Here is a 19,848-nt window from a genome sequence, read left to right as displayed (position 1 = left end):
TTGTTTTCAGATACGTATTTACAGACCGCAGACCGTAAAGAAGGTTTAATTGAACGCTTGGAAAATTTTAAAATCATCATACATTCACCGCTCATTAACATATCATCCAATGCTCGACAGAAGAAAATTTATACAGTTGACCGGACTCTCAACTGCCTTATTATCAAGCCAAAGCTGTTTGGGTGCCGATTCGCAGTTCGAAGGGCCTGTGGTGCTTAGTACATGGTCTCCAAATATGAAAGCCAATAAAGCAGCATGGGAAGTATTAAGTAAAGGCGGGCGTGCCCTCGATGCGGTAGAAGCCGGCGTTATGATCCCTGAAGCCGACCCAACTGATACAAGTGTGGGTTATGGCGGACTGCCCGATCGTGATGGCCGAGTAACGGTTGATGCCTGCGTAATGGACGAAAAAGGACAATGCGGCTCTGTAATGGGGCTCGAAGATATTTTGCACCCGGTTAAAGTGGCAAGGCTGGTAATGGAACAAACACCTCATGTGCAATTTGTAGGTGAAGGTGCTTTGCAATTTGCCTTAAGTAAAGGTTTTGAACGAATGAACCTGCTTACACCGGAAGCAGAAAAAGCATGGAAAGAGTGGTTGAAAACTTCCAAGTATGATCCCATGCGTACCATGAAAGATCTTGAAGAAAAAATTGAACGGGAGAAAAACAATGACGAAGCCATGTTATACAACTGGCCTTCGGAAGTATTGAACCACGATACCATTGGTATGATTGCCATTGATGCAAAAGGAAACCTGAGCGGTGCCTGCAGCACAAGCGGCATGGCGTTTAAAATGCGAGGCCGTGTGGGTGATTCCCCCATTATTGGTGCAGGTCTGTTTGTTGATAACGAAGTAGGCGCCGCCACCTGCACAGGTATTGGTGAGGAAATTGTAAAAGTATGTGGCGCACATACTATTGTTGAAATGATGCGGCACGGTGCAAGTCCTGAAGAAGCCTGCAAAGAAGCAGTGCGACGTATTGTAAAAAACAATGGCGACAAAGCAAAAAATGTGCAGGGTGGATTTATTGCCATTAATAAGAAAGGTGAGTTTGGAGGTTTTTCGGTGATGAAAAAATTCTCTATGGCTGTTCGTAATAACAAAATGGAACAAGCACTTGATGTAAAAAGTTGGTTTTAATAAAAGTTTAAAGTTTTACGTTCAAGGTTTAGTGTTCATTAAATTTTGAGCTTAGTACCAATCCTCAACTTGTCAGCATGGCAACGTAAAACATGAAACATTCAACATTAAACGATGTATAAACTCGAAGTAATTGCCTTCAGCATTGAATCATGTTCACTTATTCAACAGGCAGGTGCACATCGTATTGAATTATGCGATAACCCCGGCGAAGGCGGCACTACACCCTCCTATGGATTTATTAAGAAAGCAAGAGAACTTGCATCAATTGAATTATATACGATGATCCGTCCACGTGGTGGAGATTTTCTTTATTCTGCTGACGAATTTGATGCAATGAAAGAAGATATTAAATATTGTAAACAGCTCGGATGCGATGGCGTAGTGTTTGGTTTATTAAATGCAGATGGAACTGTTGACAAAGCCCGTACTTCCGCATTAGTTGATCTTGCCTACCCTATGGGTGTAACCTTTCACCGTGCATTTGATCGTGTGCGTGATGCATTGGAAGCATTGGATACCTTAATCGATATTGGTTGCGAACGTGTGCTCACATCGGGTTTAATGCCAAACGTTACGGGAGGTAAACATTTACTGAAACAATTGGTTGCAGCAGCCGATGAACGCATCATTATTATGCCCGGCAGTGGTGTGCGTCATAACAATCTAGCAGAGCTTGCACAGTTTACGGGTGCAGTAGAGTTTCATACATCAGCACGTACAAACGTTGCCACAGGCATGCAATACATCAATGAACAAATGAATGAAGCATTAACTTCGGTTACTGTTGACAGTAATGAAGTAATCGCCTGCTTAGCCGAACTACACAAACTGAAAGAAACCTCTTAACTCTTTGCTCTTAACCCTTTTAACTTTTCTACTTTTTTACTTTTCCCCCTCTTTAATCTCTTAGCTCAGCACTTGAATCTCCGTGAAGAAATACTGGCCAAACATTCCAAAGAACAAACCAACAAGATCATTGATTGGATCGGCAGTTCACAAAAACGATTTGATGAACTGGTGAAATTATTTCTTACCGATGAATATCGTGTGGTGCAACGGGCAGCATGGCCCATTGGATCTATTGCCGAAACACAACCACAGTTGCTGAAGAAACATTTACCGGTGTTTGTTTCACTGTTACGAAAGCCCGGTTTGCATAATGCAGTGCGTAGAAATATTACAAGACTGCTCCAATACATTACCATACCTGAAGCATTGAAAGGCGATGTAATGGATGCTTGTTTTTCGTTCATCTGCGATGTACAAGAGAAAGCAGCGGTAAAAGCATTCTCCTTAACCATACTTGAACAGCTGGCAAAAGAATACCCGGAGATATTACCCGAGATCATAACTGTTATTGAAGAACGATGGGATTTTGAAACAGCAGCGTTTCATGCAAGGGCGAGAAAAATTATAGCTACAAGTTTAAAAAAGAAAACGCCGGGTCGGTTACAGTAAGCTCGAAAATTGCAAGCTACATCTTAACCTTTTTGTTTCGCAATGTACTCCGGTAGTTTCTTCTTATAGTTTTCTACATTCCAGGTAAGTCCCCAGTTCGAAAGATAGCTTTGAAGTGGTTCAAGCCCAACTTCTGCCCTCCGCTTATCAACATTGTCTGGATCCGCTAATGGTAAGACATAATATTCACCCGTTTCCTGATCACGACCTACCTGACTGCCATAAATCTGCATGTTACCTTTGCGTAAGGCAACCCTGTCTTCCAGCAATGCTAAACTGGCCGCTTTTGCGTTTCCTTTTTTTACAGCAACCCGCATCATTGGTAAATATTTTTCCTGGGTCTCAATTTCTGCGTGCTGAATGACAAGAAACAGCGTTTGGTTTCCCTGATGACCGATCACATCTGGTCCAAGCCAGCCCCGCTCATCAAGAATCTTTTTTACATTTTGCTGATTGAGCGAATCTTTTTCGTGAATGATTTTCCAAAGCGATTTCATTTCTTCCGATTCCCAACCATATTTTTCTTCAATCGCTGCTAATTGTTGACGATATTTTTGATCTTCCTCATATATCGAGTCAAGAAGTGCAACAAGTGGTTTATCGAGATGGGCTTCGGCCTTTTCTTTATTCGCTTTCACAAGTTCAATTAACTTATTCCATCGTTCGTCTGTGTGCAACACCGAAAGATCATTGTCGGTTTTAAGGTGGGACAGGTTGCTGTATTGACCGTTTTGTGCTATTTGAAATAACTGAGCAAAAGCAGAGTCAGGCAGATTAGCTAAAGCCCAGGAACACGCAGCGTTGTAACGATCGCTTACACTTTCAATACCTCCCTCCACAGTAAACGCCTCTGAATACATCTGGGCCGATTTCAGATATTGCTTTGACGTATAAAGACTCCAGGCTTCTTTTACCAATTGAACATATTTTTCAGAAACCTGTGCTTTTGATTGTGTGTATAAAAACACGAGCATAAATAATACAAATAGTACATTTTTCATCTGTAATATTTTTTTGATAGCATGAAAACGCAAACAGTTAGTTTGATCATTAGCAAAACAAACTGCTGCTTTACTTCAAAAATAAAACAATTAGAAACAGGCTTCAATACACACCTGACACCACCTGTCCTTACCGGGTATTCTAAAATAGTTTTCAGATTTCAACAGTGATTTTTTTCAACAACAATCCTTTTCCTCCAGCCATTACTTTTACAATTACCCCATTGTTCACTAACAGCTCTGCAATAATTAAACTAGGAGAAGCCGGATGCATAAACAATCCCTGTTCAATCATGAATCGTTCTTTTTTTATACCAAGTACATCATGCAAATAGCAGGCAAGAGGTCCCGCTGCCATTCCTGTTCCAGACTCTTCCATTATTCCATAACGTGGAGCAAACATTCTCGTGGTTGCGTCTCTGGCAGGTTCGTTTGTTTCGGTAGAAAAAACATAGTAACCAATTAAATCGAACTCCTCGCTTAGTTGATGAATAAGATCAAAGTCAGGGGTAATCTTTTCCAAAACACTTTGGTCTGCAACCGGAATAAGTGCAAAAGAATTACCTGTATTTACAATAGTTAAAGCTGCATTACCGGGTATATCTTTTGCAGCTAATCCCAATGACTGCACCAGTTGCTGCTTCCGGTCGTCGATTGAAATATAGGTAGGTGCTTTCTGCTCCATATAAGCAAGATCACCCTGTATAAGAATATCTCTTATTCCATCTATGGTTTCCTTCGATGAAAAATTACGTTTAATAAAACCGGATTGAGACAGATAGGAAAACGTTGCAATGGTAGCATGACCGCAATGTGCAATTTGCCTGGTTGGTGTAAAAAAATCAAGTTTAAAATCTGCTGTTCTTGATGCCGATACAAAAGCTGTTTCGGACAAACCAACTTTTGATGCAATTGCTGATTTTTGTTCATTAGAAAGATCATCTGCATTGAGCACCACCCCAGCCGGGTTGCCTCCTTCTCCGTTGTGTACAAAAGCACTTAGAATGTGGACGTCTATTTTTCGAACTTGTTCCATTTGAAAATGTAATTCAGGTTGTTAATAAGATTGACAACCCATAGACGCAGCACCCGGAAAAAAGACGCAGGTTTACAGCAGGCCGCTTGTATACCCTGCTAATTCACCTTTTCCGTTCATTTGTACATTTTTGCAGCCCCGGATCAGGTTTTTTAGTTTTTCTCTGCCCCGCTGCACCCTGGTTTTTGCACCCGAATACGACAGGTTAAGTTTTTCTGCCAATCCTATTTGCGAATAGTCTTGATGATAAGCAAGCAGCAATACCTGCTTATATTTTTTGGGGAGTTTCTGTATCTTTTGATTGACACAATTACTCAGTCGTTGATAAAGCGGCTCTTCCGTTTCTTCTTCAGCTAATTCGCAATAAGACATGCCTGGCAATGCTTTATGCCGCCGGTAATAATCAGCTACGGTGTTGCGTGTTATTTGATATACCCAGGATGTAAGTTTTGAATGATTGGAAAGTGTATGGATATTCAACTGAATTTTCACAAATACGTCTTGCAGAATATCTTCGCTGGTACTCATATCTTTCACCTTACTGAAAATAAATTTTCGCAGTTCTTCGTGTAAGTCAACCCAAACTTGTTCAATCAGCTTGCTCATAAAAAATTAAATCAGCATCATGTAAATTAATTATTACAACGATCATGTTGATGGTTGTACAAAAATAATAAAATGATGACAGGTCCTTCTTTCGCAGATTGCCGGAGAGTGCAGCGCCTGAATTCCTGCTAACCTGTATGCTCCCTGAAAAGGATATTGAGTTGAGATGATGTTGATTTGCCAGGTTATAAAATTTATGCGACAGTATTCATGTTCGGAAACAATATATTAGTATTTGCATTTTTACACAACCGGGAATCAACACAAAAACTGTTAGTAAAACGCTGTGCAGATAATAATCACCAACTGGTTTTTTTGAAATAGATTTTTGGATTATCCGGCAAATCATAACGAATGCCCAGGAGTGTTTCACTGCCAATTGTTTCAACCGACCAGTAACAGGTGAGTGCACCGTTAAAATCAATTGCAGTAAGTGTACGCTCTGTATTGATTTTACCCGGGCATTGCTGGTAAAACTTACGTTCGCTGCCACCTGTAAATTGCATCAATAGTTTGCCGGCAACAGGATAATTAGCACTGCCTTTGTAAAGTGACAGTACCTGTGGATTACAACCACTTTGAGCATTGGTTGGAAACGAAACGCTGTAAGCGTTTACTTTTCCGTTTGCAAAAAACTCGAGTGCACCGGTAGTAAGTGATGCATCAACAATTGTTGTACCCTCGTAACTCGCAAAGTTGGCCATTGCAAACTCACCTCTTACCCATTGACCAACAAGTTCAGGCGGGCAACTGTTTTTATCATTTCCTCTATCTTGTTTTTTACAGCCTGCAAGCAACAATAAGAATACAGAAAACAAAAGAATATTTTTCATACGATTTACGTTTGCAAGGTTGACTTACGTTAAATCAGAATCGTTGCACCACACATACAAACGGTGAAATTCAATGGATCAATGGCGAGCTGATATAAAAACACGATTAATCAGCAAACTTTTTTTGCCGTAACGGTGTTTTCTGTCCGCCCGGAGGTTTACGCAGCGAATATCAGGACTTATAAATTTTTACTTTAGAAGTTCTCTATATCTGCGTTTTGCCACTATTTGTTTTAAAACAATTTGCTGCATTGAAATTAGCGACAGATGTTAACAGCTAAAGAACTCCAACTGTCACCACCCAATCGTAGATCTTTTTCCTGGTGTTTTCCGAATAGAATCTTGTCACCCGCTCGCCTTTATAACACTTGGGTGCAAGTTTAAAGGAGTGTGTTTCGCCTGCTGCTTTATACGTTTCTATAACAGGGGGCCTGCCGTCCGGAAAGATCTGTTGAAGTTCCTGCATACACCAATCAATATTTACCAGCTCGTCGTTTTCAGCAAATAACAACAGTAACGGTTTACGGATTGTCAGCAAATACGGCTGTGGTTCAAATCGTTTGATAAGTTTCAGTTGTTTGAGGTTGCCTCTATTTCCAAATACTGAACTGAAAAAAAGAATACGTTTGGTTTTGGTTACAGCCTTTTGGTAAGCTTTACTCTCGCCGAAACCTTTGTTACAGATATATTTACTTTGATAGTCGTTTACAAGTTGCTTCTTTACACTAAATACAGGACCAGCCATACTGATACCTCCTGCAAACACATCAGGATAATTTGCCAATGCCAGCTGCACTATCCAACCACCCTGGCTATGCCCTACCACAAACAACTTCTCTTTATTTGTAAACTTTAATTCTTTCACTGCCAGTGCAACATTTTTTGCATCCAATGCCCGTTGCTCAAATGTAGTTTCATACCACTTGCCTTCTGATGCGCCAACACCACGCTTATCAAAATAAACAACGGCAAAACCGTTCTGCAAAAACGATTGTTCAAAAAAGAATGCTGCAAAGTCCTTATAGTTTGTTTTGTGCGATGAATTTCCGGCTGAACCCACCAGGAAAATAATGACGGGAACTTCTTTTACTGCAGTTGCTTTTTTCAGCAACACTACATCAAGTTTATACCCCTCACTTACCACATCAAGCTTCAGTGTATCTGTTTCAGCTGCAAACGCTTTAACGATCGTAACCTGTAAAACCACCAGCAGAAAGAATGTTGCACGAAGCATATGAATTGTTTTTTTGCGGATCGAAGATGATGAAAATATTTTACCTGAAAGATTCTATGCCTTGGTTAGTTTACTCACAAAAACTTATTTCAAACTTGTTTCTCATCGTGAAAAAAAATGAAGACGAAGATTGAACAAATGACATTTATATATCTTAGCTTCCGGGGGGGCGGTTGCACCAGGCCCCTAACGACGACGGAAAAACCGACATTATACTACAACCTCCCAAAATAATATTTTACAAATTGCTGTTTTATTGCCGTAACTTTTAATGTGCTATGAAAACATCTGGCCGGCTTGAATACAAAACCAAATCCACAAAATGGAACCCGAACAGATACATAGTGCCGATCGTGTACCCGAAGCTACAATCCAAGACTGCAGCCCGCAGCAAGCTCATAATCCGTTCACTGAATCTTTGCAACATGAACCGGCACTGAAAAAAGCTACGATGGCTGGCAATACAACTGATGCGGGTTTTATTCAGTCGCTCATTCCCGATCTTATTCAACAGGCAATTATTGTCACCGATCTTGAAGGCATCATCATTTACTGGAACAGTTATGCAGCTGCATTATACGGCTGGAGCCGTGATGAAGTGATGGGTAAAAATGTAATGATGCTCATCCCCACCGATCTGTCCTTTACTGAAGGCATGACGATTATGGAACAGTTAAAACGTGGGCAATCGTGGGCCGGGCAATACAGTGTAAAACATAAAAACGGGCAACAGTTTCTTGCACAGGTACACGACTCCCCTTTTTACGACAGGCAGGGACAAATAGCCGGCATCATTGGTGTAAGCAGAGATATTACTGAAGAACTGAAAACAAAAGAATTCATCCGCCTGCAAACAAATCTGCTCGACAATGTTGAGCAGGCTGTACTGGCGGCAGACCTGGAAGGCAATATTTTCTACAGCAACCGTTTTGCAGAAAACCTATATGGATGGAGTAAAGCCGACCTGAAGCAAAAATCCATTACGCAATTGCTGTCTGATGGAGAAAGCAAGCGATCCATCAATGAGCTGGCTGCCTTGTTGCAACAAAAACAGGGTTTTGCAGAAGAGCTGAAAATAAAAACGCAGCAAGGCCTTTTGTATGATATATACAATGTGTATTCATCAATAAAAGACGATGAAGGTAATCCTTCAGGTATTATTACCGTATCGATTGATATTACCCGTGAAATGAATGTACGTCGTGAAAAAGAATTTGAGCACTATAATCAGCAGGCACTCATCAATGCCACCAACGATCTTATCTGGAGTGTAGATACCAACTATTCATTGGTAACCGCTAATCAATCGTTTATTGAACGGATGCGTGAGTACACCAACGTGAAAGTAAAAACAGGCGAATACTTATTGAAAGAAACGGTTTTCCCGCCCGATCATCTTGCCTTCTGGAAAAAAATGTACGATCGTGGTCTTAGCGGTGAGCGCTTTAGTTTTGAATTGCATGTACCTGCCATGATGGGAGTAGCCGATCGTTGGTCGGAAACCACCATCAATCCTATTTTAAATACAGCAAAACAGGTAATTGGTATTGCGTGTTATGGCAGAGATATTACTTATGCCAAACGGGCTCAGAAAGCAATTGACGAAAGCCAGGAACGGTTTCGTATTATGTTTGAACAGGCACCGCTTGGTATTGCATTGATCGATTCGTACAACGGTAATATTTTAAATGTAAACGAAAAGTTTGCATCCATTGCCGGCAGAACAACTGATGAACTGAAAACGATCGACTGGATGTCGATTACACACCCCGATGATGTGGAGGCCGATCTGGAAAATATGCGCCTGTTGAACAGGAAAGAAATTCCGGGCTTTACCATGCAGAAGCGGTATATAAAACCCGATGGTTCCTTTGTATGGATTCAAATGTCGATTGTACCTATTGAACATAAGGAACAGGAGAACCCAAGGCATTTGTGTATGATCGAAGACATTACACAAATGAAAGAGAACCTGCAGAAAGTAGAGTTGAGCAATGAGCGTTTTAACCTGGTAGCAAAAGCTACTAACGATATGGTGTGGGATTGGGATATTGTAAACAACACGGTTTACCGTAACGAAGAGCAGTTTTGCCGTATGTTGAAATTTCCGGCATACTTGAAAGATGGTACAGGCGATTTCTGGTTCAGCCGTATTCATCCCGAAGATTTACCACGCTTACAAAGCTTACTGGAAAAAGTACAGGCAGATACAACACAACATGTTTTTGAAATTGAATTCCGTTTTTTAAATGGCGAAGACAGGTACATTCATTTGTCTGACAGAGGTTATATTCTGCGTAACAAAGAAGGCATTCCCATTCGTATCATAGGATCTACACAGGATATTACACGGCAAAAAGAGATTAACAGCGAGCTTGAAAAATTATCAAGGATTGCACGTGAAACTCAAAACGGTGTTGTTATTACCGATAAAAACCAACGTATAGAATGGGTAAACGAAGCGTTTGAACGCATCAGCGGTTATACATTAGAAGAAGTAAAAGGCAGAAAACCCGGTGATTTTTTGCAGGGAAAAGATACCGATACTGCACAGCTGGCCTATATGCGTTCGCAATTACGCAAGCGTATAAATTTTGAAACGGATCTGATCAATTATAACAAAAGCGGTGAAGCTTACTGGACACATTTGCAGGTACAGCCCATCTTTGATGAACAGGGAAATCTGCAGCAATACTTTTCAATTCAAACCGACATTACCACACAGAAAAAAGCCGACGAAGCTTTAATACGTTCAGAAGAACAGTATCGGTATCTGTTTGATAACAACCCCGCCCCTATTTTTATCTGGAATGTGGATGATTTCAGTTTTGCAGAAGTAAATGAAACATTTCTGGATGTATATGGCTATTCACGTTCGGAACTGGAGGTAATCACCATTAAAGATATCCGCCCGAAGGAAGAAGTACCAACCATTATTGCATTTGCAAAAAAAGTGCGGGAAACAGAACAACTGCATGTAATCCGTTTATGGAAACATAAAACAAAAGATGGCAGGCTTATTTACATGCAGGTCTCATCGCAAAAAATAATCTACAAAAACCGTATTGCCATACTTGCCATTGCCATTGATGTTACGGAGAAAAAAATGCTGGAACTGAAACTGGAAGAAGAACGCAGGCAAAAAGAAAAAGAAATTACCAACGCTGTTATTACTGCACAGGAAAACGAAAAAGAATACATTGGTCGTGAACTGCACGATAATGTAAACCAGATACTGGCTTCAGCAAGATTATATTTTGGCGTTTCGAAAAGAACAATGTCGCCGGAAACAATACAGCAAGCCGATGAGTTAATAGGCAAAGCCATTCAGGAAATACGTTTACTCTGTCATTCATTAATACCGCCGAGCTTCGATATAACCAATTTAAGTGACAGTATTGAACAGGTGGTATCACACATCGAAAACGAAACCGGTATCCGTTTTATTAAACAATATCACAGCACCGATTATACCAACCTGCCACAGGTAGTTCAGCTAACCATTTACCGCACGGTACAGGAGCAACTGAATAATATTTTAAAATATGCCAAAGCAAAAAATGTAATGATACAAACCACAAGGCAGGGCAATGAATTAACCTTGTTAATAGAAGACGATGGCATTGGGTTTGATACTACACTTAAAAAAAGAGGTGTTGGTTTTCTCAATATTCAAACAAGGGCCGCCATTTGTAACGGAACAATGCAGGTAACAAGTACGCCGGGCAACGGATGCTCACTGAAGTTGCAGTTTGTTTTATAATACCGCTGCCCTGATTCCTGTTCTCACGAACCTTTTTTTAAACTTTTTCTTTTACTTCTCAGCCATATCTCCTGAAAGGGAGATTGCGTTTAAATGATTTTTACGTTGTGCCCCCGGGGTCGTCATAACCCTCAATACGTCGTAGTCATATCTTCATCAACACAAATAATATAATCAGCTTTGTACCGGTGTTCGGCCAATAGTTTGGTAATGTTTTTCTGCGATACCGTTGTTACGGTTGCAATTTTCAGATCGGCACGTGACTGTTTCAGATACCAAACTATTCCGTCGTAATTGGAAGAGGCTTTGCCATCATGTTTATCGGAATGATAACTTCCGTTATAATGGATAAACAGTTTGCCGGGAACAAAATAACTGAGAATAAAGTAAGCCATGGTTGCATCTTTCGATGCCTGCGCCCGTACCATGTTCATTGAACCATGACCCGCCATCATCCTCATCATGTTTTCATAACCTGCCAGTGTAGAATCAAAAGCAATGGGCAAAGGAGCCATCCATTTTTTGGCGGCATCAGGCAATGTATCCAATGTTGCAAACCCGCCTTTTGAAATCATAGATGCATACCGGCGTGGAATATTGGTAGCGACAAATGCCAGACTATTTGCTTTTGCAAAATTAACAAGCGGTGCATAATCGGTTTTATAATTGGGCCAGAGCCGGGCCGATGAATCGAGCCCTTTGGCTGTTATTTTTCCCTGCAGGTATTGATCGAGTGCTGCCTGGTTATCCTGTTCAAACATTTCGGCACCCAGTACAAGGTTGCGTTTTTGTTTTGCATCGGTTGTAATTTCCAGTTGCAACCAATGACTGATGGGATTATTATGATACTCGCCGATCAATACAATATCCTGCCTGGTCAACTGTTTCAACATGGCAGCATAACTTACTTTCTTTCCTTTTGCATTGTACAACACATAAGCGGGCTTTTGCTGTGCATACAACACTGAACTGATCACAAGCATAAAAGCTGTAAAAAATAGTTTTTGCATACAGCAATTTATAGAATTAAAACATCACCGGCTTTACCGTTTTCAACAATGCTCATCTTTTCGGCTGCTGATTCCCCGATACATTCGTGGCCGTATCAATCTGCATCAAGTGATCCGATGAGGCGGAGCACTTGCGCCGGAGGGGTGTGAATTTACTTCCAATAACAGTTTATTAGTTCTTATTTGTGATTTGAGCAGCCTTGTTTACTTTCTCAATAATGCATCACAACCATTAGGCTCAATTGTAAATGAACAACTGCTGATCTTCCAGCCAAGGTCTGTTTTAATAAAGGTAAAAAGATCAACACCGCAATGAGAAAATTTCCCACTTACACTGAGTGTATATGGCACCCATGCCATAGCAATTTGCTGATGAACTTTTATTTCATAACTCAGCTTTCTTTCCTTTACAATTGCAGAAGGGTTTATTAAATTTTTTACTCTATCAGCATTAAACCAGTTTCTGTAAATTATTGAATCATTTCTTACCCGTACTGACCAGCCTTGTGCTTCCGGCATAAAAAGATTTCTGTATAATGCCGTATCCTGTTTTTCAAGTGACTGAAAAAACAACTCTACTTTTTTGAGTATAGCCTTCTCTTCCTGCTCAAGAGTTGATTGTGCTTTTCCGCATAGACTGATAGCGACAAAAAACAATAAGAATATTTTTTTCATTTGTGTTTATTCTTGAAATTAATAATCATTTTGATAGTAGTAATCATTTCACCAGGCCTTGGTTCGTGTCTTCACGAACCACTAAACAACTTTATTCCTGTTCGTGAAGATACAAACCCGGGCAGTGGCTCAAAATAAAATACCTGCAGATGTTGCAGGAAATAAGTAGATTCAACCTACCCATTCTCCACGCCAAAACAACCAGCCATGCTCAACGTGTATCGCAACACAGCCATTTTTATTTTCCTTATTTTAATCGGCATTCAGTGGGGATTTTATCAATCCTACACCAGCCAGTTTCCAACGTTTAAAAATGCAACTCCACTCATACATATTCACGGGGCGTTGCTCATGACATGGATGCTGTTGCTCATTGCACAGCCTTTACTCATCCAATCGGGCCGGGCAACCCTGCACCGTACTATCGGAAAACTATCCTGGGTGTTGGGGCCGCTCATTATCATTTCGCTCTTCCTCATTGGCCGTGGAGGTTATACAAGAGGGCTTGAAGTAAACGAGCCCGTTGAGAACATGCGAAGTTTTATCGTGCTCGATATGCGGGGCTTTTTATCCTTTGCCATTTTCTGGGCACTGGCCATGATTACCCGCAAAACACCCGACTCCCATATGCGGTATATGATTGCCACCGGCATTCTGGCCATCGGGCCAGGCGTAGGACGTGGACTGAGTGCTAGTTTTGGACTATCCGTTTGGGATGCGTTAGCCATTACAGATTTGCTCGACCTGTTAATCGTGGGCATTCTTTTGGGTGTTGATGTGTATAGAAAGAACAACTACAAACCATTCCTCACAGTTTTCATTGTATTACTGGTTGGCTCAGTGCTCTGGCAATTAAGGGAAACTGCATTCTGGCAAACCTTTGCTACTTATTATGCAAAACTGTTTTATTAATAACACTGCCTGATTGACAACAATGGCTTTTGAAAGAGCCATTGCATTTTGAAGAACTCGTGGTTACAGTACTCAGCAACCTTCCCTGTGGAAAACCTTGCTGAGAAAAAATGGCGTGGATACCTGGAAGATACAATTAGCTATTCCGTTATCCAATGAAAACCGTTTTTTATCAATCTGAAGTCTTTTAGTTCAACCGATCGTCTTTTTGCAGTAATGAAAACGGAATCGTTTTTAATTTTCCCTCTCAGCAATAGCGTTGTTGAATCAATCAACTGAAACTGAAACCGGCTTTTTATTTCTCTTGCTGCCAAAATTGAATCCAGCTTTATGTATGTACTTTCCTGTAAACCCAGCTCATTGTAAATTTCCTGCTCTTTTAACGTTAAGTTGGTTCTGTCTCTGTACACTAACATTTCTTTTTCAGCAACTGATAAATCCATGTACGCTACGCTGTCGCCTTTCAGGCGAATCCTCTCCCGTGCACCTCCCATTACAATCTGGTTCCAGCGTAATGGGTTTTCAGTTGATAAGGTATCCTTATTCATAACAAATGTGTCAACATCATAAATTCCGGAAAGTCCGGATTTGATTTTGCTTATTTCTCTGCTGTCCATTCGATGCTTATATCCAATATAGTCCTTCACCGAAAAAATGATAAAGTATCCTATCAATAAAAGTTTTAATACCGATTTTGAAATATTCATCCACCGCCTTTTAAACACCGGAGCTTGTATCACCGGAAGTGAAGTTGTTTGATTGGTAAAGAAAAATTTAAACAACCTGTTTAAATGCGGAATCAGCAGCGAAAAAGTCATTACAAATAAAGCTGTGGGGTACATTTTGGCATGAACATCATAACTGAAATTTACCGCCATCACATTGGCAAGAGCAACCAACGTAAGGATTGCTCCAAAAGTCATTGTTCTGCGGAACAGCAGGAGTAATGCAGCACTTTCAGCAATGCCCATAAAAATATTGTAGCCATAAGAATACCCGAAAAAAGCCCAGGCTAAACTCATGGGCGACAAATTCCCAACAGGCTCTGACAATGTATAAAAACCAAGGTCAGGAAATTGCATTTTAAAAAATTTCTCGAGTGCAAAAATGAATAATGTAAATGCGAGGTAATAACGGATAATGGCAGTGAGCCAATAATAAAGCGTTGTATAGTTTGTACGTTTTCTGTCTAATACACTCCAGATAATTGTTCCCGACAGTGCAACCATTGCCATTATGAAATAAAGCAAATAGATGTATGTCCGGTCGTTATGCTGTCCGTCATAAGGAGATAAGATCGTACTCTTAACATGGAAGATGTGTGTTCCTGTCCATGTAACGATTGCATCTAAAAATACAGCGAGTCCTTTCTCGTAGTAGAAATAAGACAACACAGGATTAACAGACCAATCGAGTAAAATAATAAACAGAATGAAAAAAATAAAGGCGAAACGAAATGCAATCTTTTTATAACTATTCCAGTGTAAAGTTTCAGTAGATAAATTTTGCATATCAAATGACTTTGGTTTTTGGTATCACCTGTTATTGCGTACGTCACTTTCCTCCCGGGGTCTTACGCAGAGCTCACCTACCCGACAGAAAAAAAGGCTGTTCTATTGAATACGCTTATACATAAAGTCGGCTTTTTTCTCCCAGGCAACATTATCTACAGATGCTTCTTCAACAAAATGAAGATCTTTTTCAACAGGCTTAATGGTAACCCGCCATTTTGTGGTTTTCTCCGGTAGTATTCGTTGCCCCTCAAAAATAAAACGGTCTGTTACCCATTTGCCCCGAAGCGTTCGGGAGTTTCCCGAAGGATACAAACCATAATAAACATAGGTTTTCTCCAGTGGTGAAAAAGATAAATAACTAACTGAACTGTCGATCCCGTTTTTTTCTTTTGAAGCGGAGACACATTGAATATGGTTTCCTTGTATTCTGTTACAAACTTCCAGGTAAGTAGCCTCGCTGCCTTCAACCGTCCAGCGACCAATAAAAACAGCAAGTCTTTCCTGTTCGGGAAGCAATGGCTTCTCCTGGGAATACGCATTTACAAAAACAAAAAAATTAAACAGGAATATGCACAAAAATTTCATACGTTTTTATTTGAAAGATCAGTAGAAGGAAATATAGAAGCCAACACTTCTTTTATTGCTTCTCAGCAATGAGTTCTTTAAGGACATTGCGTTCAGATGTTTTTCTCATTGCCTGTATTCCGCAACGTCTCCGGCGGGAAGCGATGCTGAGAAAAAGGTTTAATGTACGCACAAAAACTACCTTGAGCTAAAATATGAAAAGGAATGAAAAAAGTAGTAGCGAATTTTCGCTATTGATTTCTTGCCGCTATTGGTATGCTAAGGAAAAACTCAATTAGTCATTTTCGTGTACACGTTAACAGTAACCGCCCTACCCTCAGGAAAAAAATGAATCGGAATCTCGGAAGTATCTTGTTTTATGATAACAGTATAAGGTTTGTCTTTAGACCAGCTATTGCTCCACCTGTTTGAGTTTTGCCTGGATACATATTGCATTCCATCTCTTAACCCTGCACGGTAGGCAGGCCCGTTTATATCAACGCCTTGAATTATTTTTTCCTTAGCTGATCTTTGCTCATCAAAACCGGAATAAAATAAATTGATTTCCCGGTTAACTAAAGTATAACCTGGAAACGCAGTTTCATACAGTGGTATGGCATTCCCATTAATGATATAATCCTGGATATCTTTTTCAAAATCCAAGGCGTATTGCCGGCCATATTGAAACAGATCAGAATCGTTCAACATATGTTGGGCTGATTTCGCTTTCTCAAAAAGAAACAACATCATTTCCTTCAAATCAGAACCCTTGCGCTTAAGTTCATAATCCCATTTCAGAGCAATCAGTGCTCCCCGATAATAACTTAGTTTCTTTTGAGCAGCCCCGTATTGATTTTTAACTGCTAATTCAACAATATCAGCATATGAATGAACCGCACTTGGATTATTCTTTATACTCACGATGTCGGCATTAAACGTTTCAACAAATTCATCAGGAGTTAATAAATCCATTTCATATAAAAATACCCTGGAGAAATATTCTGTAAATCCTTCCGAAAACCACTCCCGCTGAAATTCATATTGACCTTTTGCTGTTTTCAGATTCATCTTGTTGGGTAGCCAATTGTGAAAATATTCGTGAGAAACCAGTTGATTTAAATCCCGGTGGCGGGTGTTACTGTCAATAAAACAATAAAACATGTGTGGTATTGAAGCTCCTGCAAGTAAGCCCGACCTAGGAAGAATAGTGATATGATAAAAAGATGAATCCTCATCAGTTAAAAAACTATTCTGCTTGGTAATAATCGATTTGAAGGACTGTAACACCTGGCTTTTATCAAACTTATAATCACCTTGTATAAAGAGGGAGAACTTCTTTCCGTTCAACTGAAAATAATGTTTATCCTGCGTTGCATCACTGCCTCCAAAACCAGCGGAGATTATTTCTTCAAAGCTGCATGTGAGCAGGATGTCGTTTGTGTTTTCTGCCAATGATGAGTAAAACACCCAGTCAGATTTGTCAGATTTCAGTTGAATATGATAGGTATTTTTTTGCTCAATTAGATTTGTGGGCAGTATCCATTGGCAACCCGCCAGGTAAAAGTAGTGAGGAGAAACATTCGGGGCGTAAGCATATTTATCGAGTTCTTTAGCGTCATACTTAATGGTATATTCAATATGAACTTCATGGCGCTTGTCAGGAATAATTTCACGGCTGGCAGCTTCCTTTTTTAATACCTGTGTTCCATTTACTCCCTTAAAATTAATCACCCATTGATGAAGATCAGGGGTTCCATAATAATCAGATGGCAGATGCAGGATATGTGTAGAGTCAGCTGTATAGTTTAAAGATACATCTAAGTACAAGCCTTCCGCTGATGGCCTTGCCTTTAACACATAATGATAAGTATTGTTTTGCGCATGCAGCTGATTTACTGTTATCAATTGACTGAACGACAGCAAGGCGATGATGAGATAAATATTCATGATAGTTTATATCCCGCCAAAACTAGTTTTCATTCACCTGCGGCAAAGCAACAGCATGTATAAAATGGCATTAATCATGTACGAAATGGGGTAAATAAGTGATGAGGGATAAGTACCGTTAACCATCGCTGGAGCTGGTGATCTATATTGTCCACCCGGTCTGTCACGTAGCATAGATCAGGTGTATTTTTCACAATCCATGTTCTGTGCATGTTTATTTTTCTTTGGCAATTCCGTAAGTTCCGGTATGAGGGTCTTTGAATAATGCTAAATGGGGTGGATAATAAGTGAGTACTCCTAATAATACTCCTATTGAAATAAATGCAGCAACGCTTATTCTGTTAACCAGTATGGAAAATGGATGCAACCTGAAAATTGTATAAGCAACATACTGGCATAAAATAACAGCAAGGATATAAGAAAAAATATCTATCAGGAAAATATCTTTGTGTGCAATAAAAGTATATCCATAGAATTGCAGGATAATTGTCATTTCTAAAACAAGAACACCTATTGTTTTAGCAGGGTAGTAATTATTCACACGACGGCTTACAAAAAAATGCTCCACAATAGAAAAAAGCACAACCGACCAATATCCCAATTTTAAATGCTCCCAAACACTTTCATTAACCGGAACAAATAATCCAATTAGTTTTGATTCATTTGTCCAGGAAAATAAGTAGTGCAACACAAATCCCAAAACAGTTAGTGTAATAATACCAACTAATCTCCATCGTTTTAAACTGGGCATTGAGTATTGGCTTGGTTTAAAATTGCACATGATGTCCATGGCTTTGCGACGTGGCGATATTCAGTGTTACTCCAGCTCGGTTCTGTCGCTGATCAAAGTTATGAAGATGAAAATGTATTCGATAGCTGGGCGATATTCGACCGATTGATAGGTCGCTGAGCAGCGTTGTATCGATGAGGATATATTCGTATAGCCGCCATCACGCCAATCCCCATGTCAGGCGCATCAGTCGTGTCTACGCATTCGCCAACTACCTGAGCAAACTTCTTCCAGCGTCAGTTCTGAGGTATGGCCTACTTCCCTCACAATCTCCCATTTACCCAAGAAGTTATTCGTCTCTTTATCGAAGTGCCCTTCATATATAACCGAGTGCCCCGGTACGCCTTCTTCAATACTTGTATTTCCAAACTCGTCAATAATAAAACTCCTGGAATATTGTTTTGTAAAACTCATCAAGTCTCCATCGATGAATCCATGAACTTCGGAAACTTCTCCATCAACTCCGAGCCCCTCCCAATCAATTATTCGTCCGCTGAATTTTCCGTCGTTATAGTCTTCGATGAAAAGCCGAAATTCGGCTTCCTGACCTTCGATAATTGTTCCGTATTCAGGCCCGTATTGAAAAAAACCTTGCCATTGTCCGAGAGAAAGTAAATTGCTCATTCGAATATCTGTTGTTAAACCGTATGTCGATTGGTGATTCAAAATCGTAACGTTCGAATTTCAGTTCTGGCCCTAAAATTTCTAGGTAACATTGCGACTAACGGGCAGGGCTTTATGCAGGTTGGGAATTAGTATTCCGTCTGCCGATGACCGCTGCTGATTGAAAATATATTGTTGAATTTAAGAACTAAAGTTGAAAGTATTTTGTCCCGCCCGAACCACAGCCTGGATTTGCAATTGGTTGAAGTTTGCTAGTCATGTCCAACTTGCATAAAACGCAATGTTGCCTGTAGTATTTCTACTTCCGTTCAATTTTTACCAAGCCTTGTCTTGTGGCTAAATATAAAACTCCATTATTATCAAAAGCCATTGTAGAAATATATGAGGTTGGGATTTCCGAATTGTCAGAGTGATAATTTTCCCAACTATTCTTCAAGTCGTATCTAACAAGTCCGGCTCTGTCTGTGGAAATCCACAATACTTTTTCTTTTTTGTCGTAAAGCACGCAGTTCGTATGATTAAAAGGCATACCTGAATTTGAGGTAGTAAATTGTTTCCAAGTACCGTCTGAATATCTTATCGCAATACCTTCGTTGGAAAATCCACTCAAATTGACCCCCTGCTACCGGCTTAAACTGACCCCCACTGGCCATAGTAATGTGACCCCTTTCGGCCATTGCAAACTGACCCCCTGAAGTTAATAAAAAGATTAGTTGTTTTTGTAGCATAAAAAC

17 protein-coding genes are annotated in these 19,848 nt (G+C 40.1%); 5 read left to right on the top strand and 12 right to left on the bottom strand.

Features of this window, described 5'->3' with window-relative positions:
- Nucleotides 1-109: 109 nt before the first annotated feature.
- From VK159_RS14115 to VK159_RS14105, 3 genes are all read left to right on the top strand, one after another.
- Nucleotides 110-1,144, top strand: coding sequence for a N(4)-(beta-N-acetylglucosaminyl)-L-asparaginase (locus tag VK159_RS14115; protein ID WP_324230797.1), 1,035 nt, complete (start codon nt 110-112; stop codon nt 1,142-1,144).
- 114 nt (nt 1,145-1,258) lie between these two features.
- On the top strand, nt 1,259-1,993 hold the full coding sequence (locus tag VK159_RS14110; RefSeq protein ID WP_324230796.1) for a copper homeostasis protein CutC: 735 nt from the start codon (nt 1,259-1,261) through the stop codon (nt 1,991-1,993).
- A 72-nt stretch (nt 1,994-2,065) separates the two neighbouring features.
- Nucleotides 2,066-2,605: a hypothetical protein gene (locus VK159_RS14105; RefSeq protein ID WP_324230795.1), complete on the top strand. Its 540-nt coding sequence runs from the start codon at nt 2,066-2,068 to the stop codon at nt 2,603-2,605.
- A 23-nt stretch (nt 2,606-2,628) separates the two neighbouring features.
- Here the strand turns inward: VK159_RS14105 and VK159_RS14100 are convergent, their stop codons facing one another.
- The 5 genes from VK159_RS14100 to VK159_RS14080 form a co-directional block, all read right to left on the bottom strand.
- Nucleotides 2,629-3,606: a DUF6624 domain-containing protein gene (locus tag VK159_RS14100; protein ID WP_324230794.1), complete on the bottom strand. Its 978-nt coding sequence runs from the start codon at nt 3,604-3,606 to the stop codon at nt 2,629-2,631.
- A gap of 154 nt (nt 3,607-3,760) precedes the next feature.
- A complete protein-coding gene (locus VK159_RS14095; RefSeq protein ID WP_324230793.1) occupies nt 3,761-4,642 on the bottom strand; it encodes a PhzF family phenazine biosynthesis protein in 882 nt (293 codons plus the stop codon).
- A 72-nt stretch (nt 4,643-4,714) separates the two neighbouring features.
- Nucleotides 4,715-5,248 (bottom strand): sigma-70 family RNA polymerase sigma factor, encoded by a 534-nt coding sequence (locus VK159_RS14090; protein WP_324230792.1) that lies wholly within the window; start codon nt 5,246-5,248, stop codon nt 4,715-4,717.
- A 299-nt stretch (nt 5,249-5,547) separates the two neighbouring features.
- Nucleotides 5,548-6,081 carry a hypothetical protein gene (locus VK159_RS14085; protein WP_324230791.1) on the bottom strand — a complete coding sequence of 178 codons (534 nt, stop codon included), beginning with the start codon at nt 6,079-6,081 and terminating at the stop codon, nt 5,548-5,550.
- A 277-nt stretch (nt 6,082-6,358) separates the two neighbouring features.
- On the bottom strand, nt 6,359-7,315 hold the full coding sequence (locus VK159_RS14080) for an alpha/beta hydrolase family protein (protein ID WP_324230790.1): 957 nt from the start codon (nt 7,313-7,315) through the stop codon (nt 6,359-6,361).
- Nucleotides 7,316-7,637: 322 nt separating this feature from the next.
- Here VK159_RS14080 and VK159_RS14075 point away from each other — a divergent pair, with 322 nt between their 5' ends.
- Nucleotides 7,638-11,078, top strand: coding sequence for a PAS domain S-box protein (locus VK159_RS14075; protein ID WP_324230789.1), 3,441 nt, complete (start codon nt 7,638-7,640; stop codon nt 11,076-11,078).
- 131 nt (nt 11,079-11,209) lie between these two features.
- On the opposite strand, the gene VK159_RS14070 is transcribed toward VK159_RS14075, so the two are convergent.
- Together VK159_RS14070 and VK159_RS14065 are read right to left on the bottom strand one after the other, a co-directional pair.
- Nucleotides 11,210-12,088: a ChaN family lipoprotein gene (locus VK159_RS14070; protein ID WP_324230788.1), complete on the bottom strand. Its 879-nt coding sequence runs from the start codon at nt 12,086-12,088 to the stop codon at nt 11,210-11,212.
- 204 nt (nt 12,089-12,292) lie between these two features.
- The gene (locus tag VK159_RS14065; protein WP_324230787.1) at nt 12,293-12,763 is read right to left on the bottom strand and encodes a nuclear transport factor 2 family protein; all 471 of its coding nucleotides are present in this window, start codon (nt 12,761-12,763) and stop codon (nt 12,293-12,295) included.
- A 207-nt stretch (nt 12,764-12,970) separates the two neighbouring features.
- Here VK159_RS14065 and VK159_RS14060 point away from each other — a divergent pair, with 207 nt between their 5' ends.
- Complete coding sequence (locus VK159_RS14060) at nt 12,971-13,675, top strand: hypothetical protein (protein ID WP_324230786.1); 705 nt, start codon at nt 12,971-12,973, stop codon at nt 13,673-13,675.
- 140 nt (nt 13,676-13,815) lie between these two features.
- On the opposite strand, the gene VK159_RS14055 is transcribed toward VK159_RS14060, so the two are convergent.
- The 5 genes from VK159_RS14055 to VK159_RS14035 all read right to left on the bottom strand — a co-directional run bounded on the left by VK159_RS14055 (nt 13,816) and on the right by VK159_RS14035 (nt 19,114).
- A complete protein-coding gene (locus VK159_RS14055) occupies nt 13,816-15,186 on the bottom strand; it encodes a hypothetical protein (protein WP_324230785.1) in 1,371 nt (456 codons plus the stop codon).
- 102 nt (nt 15,187-15,288) lie between these two features.
- The gene (locus VK159_RS14050) at nt 15,289-15,774 is read right to left on the bottom strand and encodes a hypothetical protein (protein WP_324230784.1); all 486 of its coding nucleotides are present in this window, start codon (nt 15,772-15,774) and stop codon (nt 15,289-15,291) included.
- A 270-nt stretch (nt 15,775-16,044) separates the two neighbouring features.
- Nucleotides 16,045-17,700, bottom strand: a complete 1,656-nt coding sequence (locus VK159_RS14045) for a hypothetical protein (RefSeq protein ID WP_324230783.1) — start codon at nt 17,698-17,700, stop codon at nt 16,045-16,047.
- Between the two features lie 214 nt (nt 17,701-17,914).
- Nucleotides 17,915-18,451: a DUF6512 family protein gene (locus VK159_RS14040; protein WP_324230782.1), complete on the bottom strand. Its 537-nt coding sequence runs from the start codon at nt 18,449-18,451 to the stop codon at nt 17,915-17,917.
- 225 nt (nt 18,452-18,676) lie between these two features.
- Nucleotides 18,677-19,114 carry a hypothetical protein gene (locus VK159_RS14035; RefSeq protein WP_324230781.1) on the bottom strand — a complete coding sequence of 146 codons (438 nt, stop codon included), beginning with the start codon at nt 19,112-19,114 and terminating at the stop codon, nt 18,677-18,679.
- Between the last annotated feature and the right edge of the window lie 734 nt (nt 19,115-19,848).

It is taken from the genome of Lacibacter sp., from assembly GCF_035299325.1.
Lineage (GTDB): Bacteria > Bacteroidota > Bacteroidia > Chitinophagales > Chitinophagaceae > Lacibacter.
This window is presented reverse-complemented; position numbering and strand designations above follow the sequence as displayed.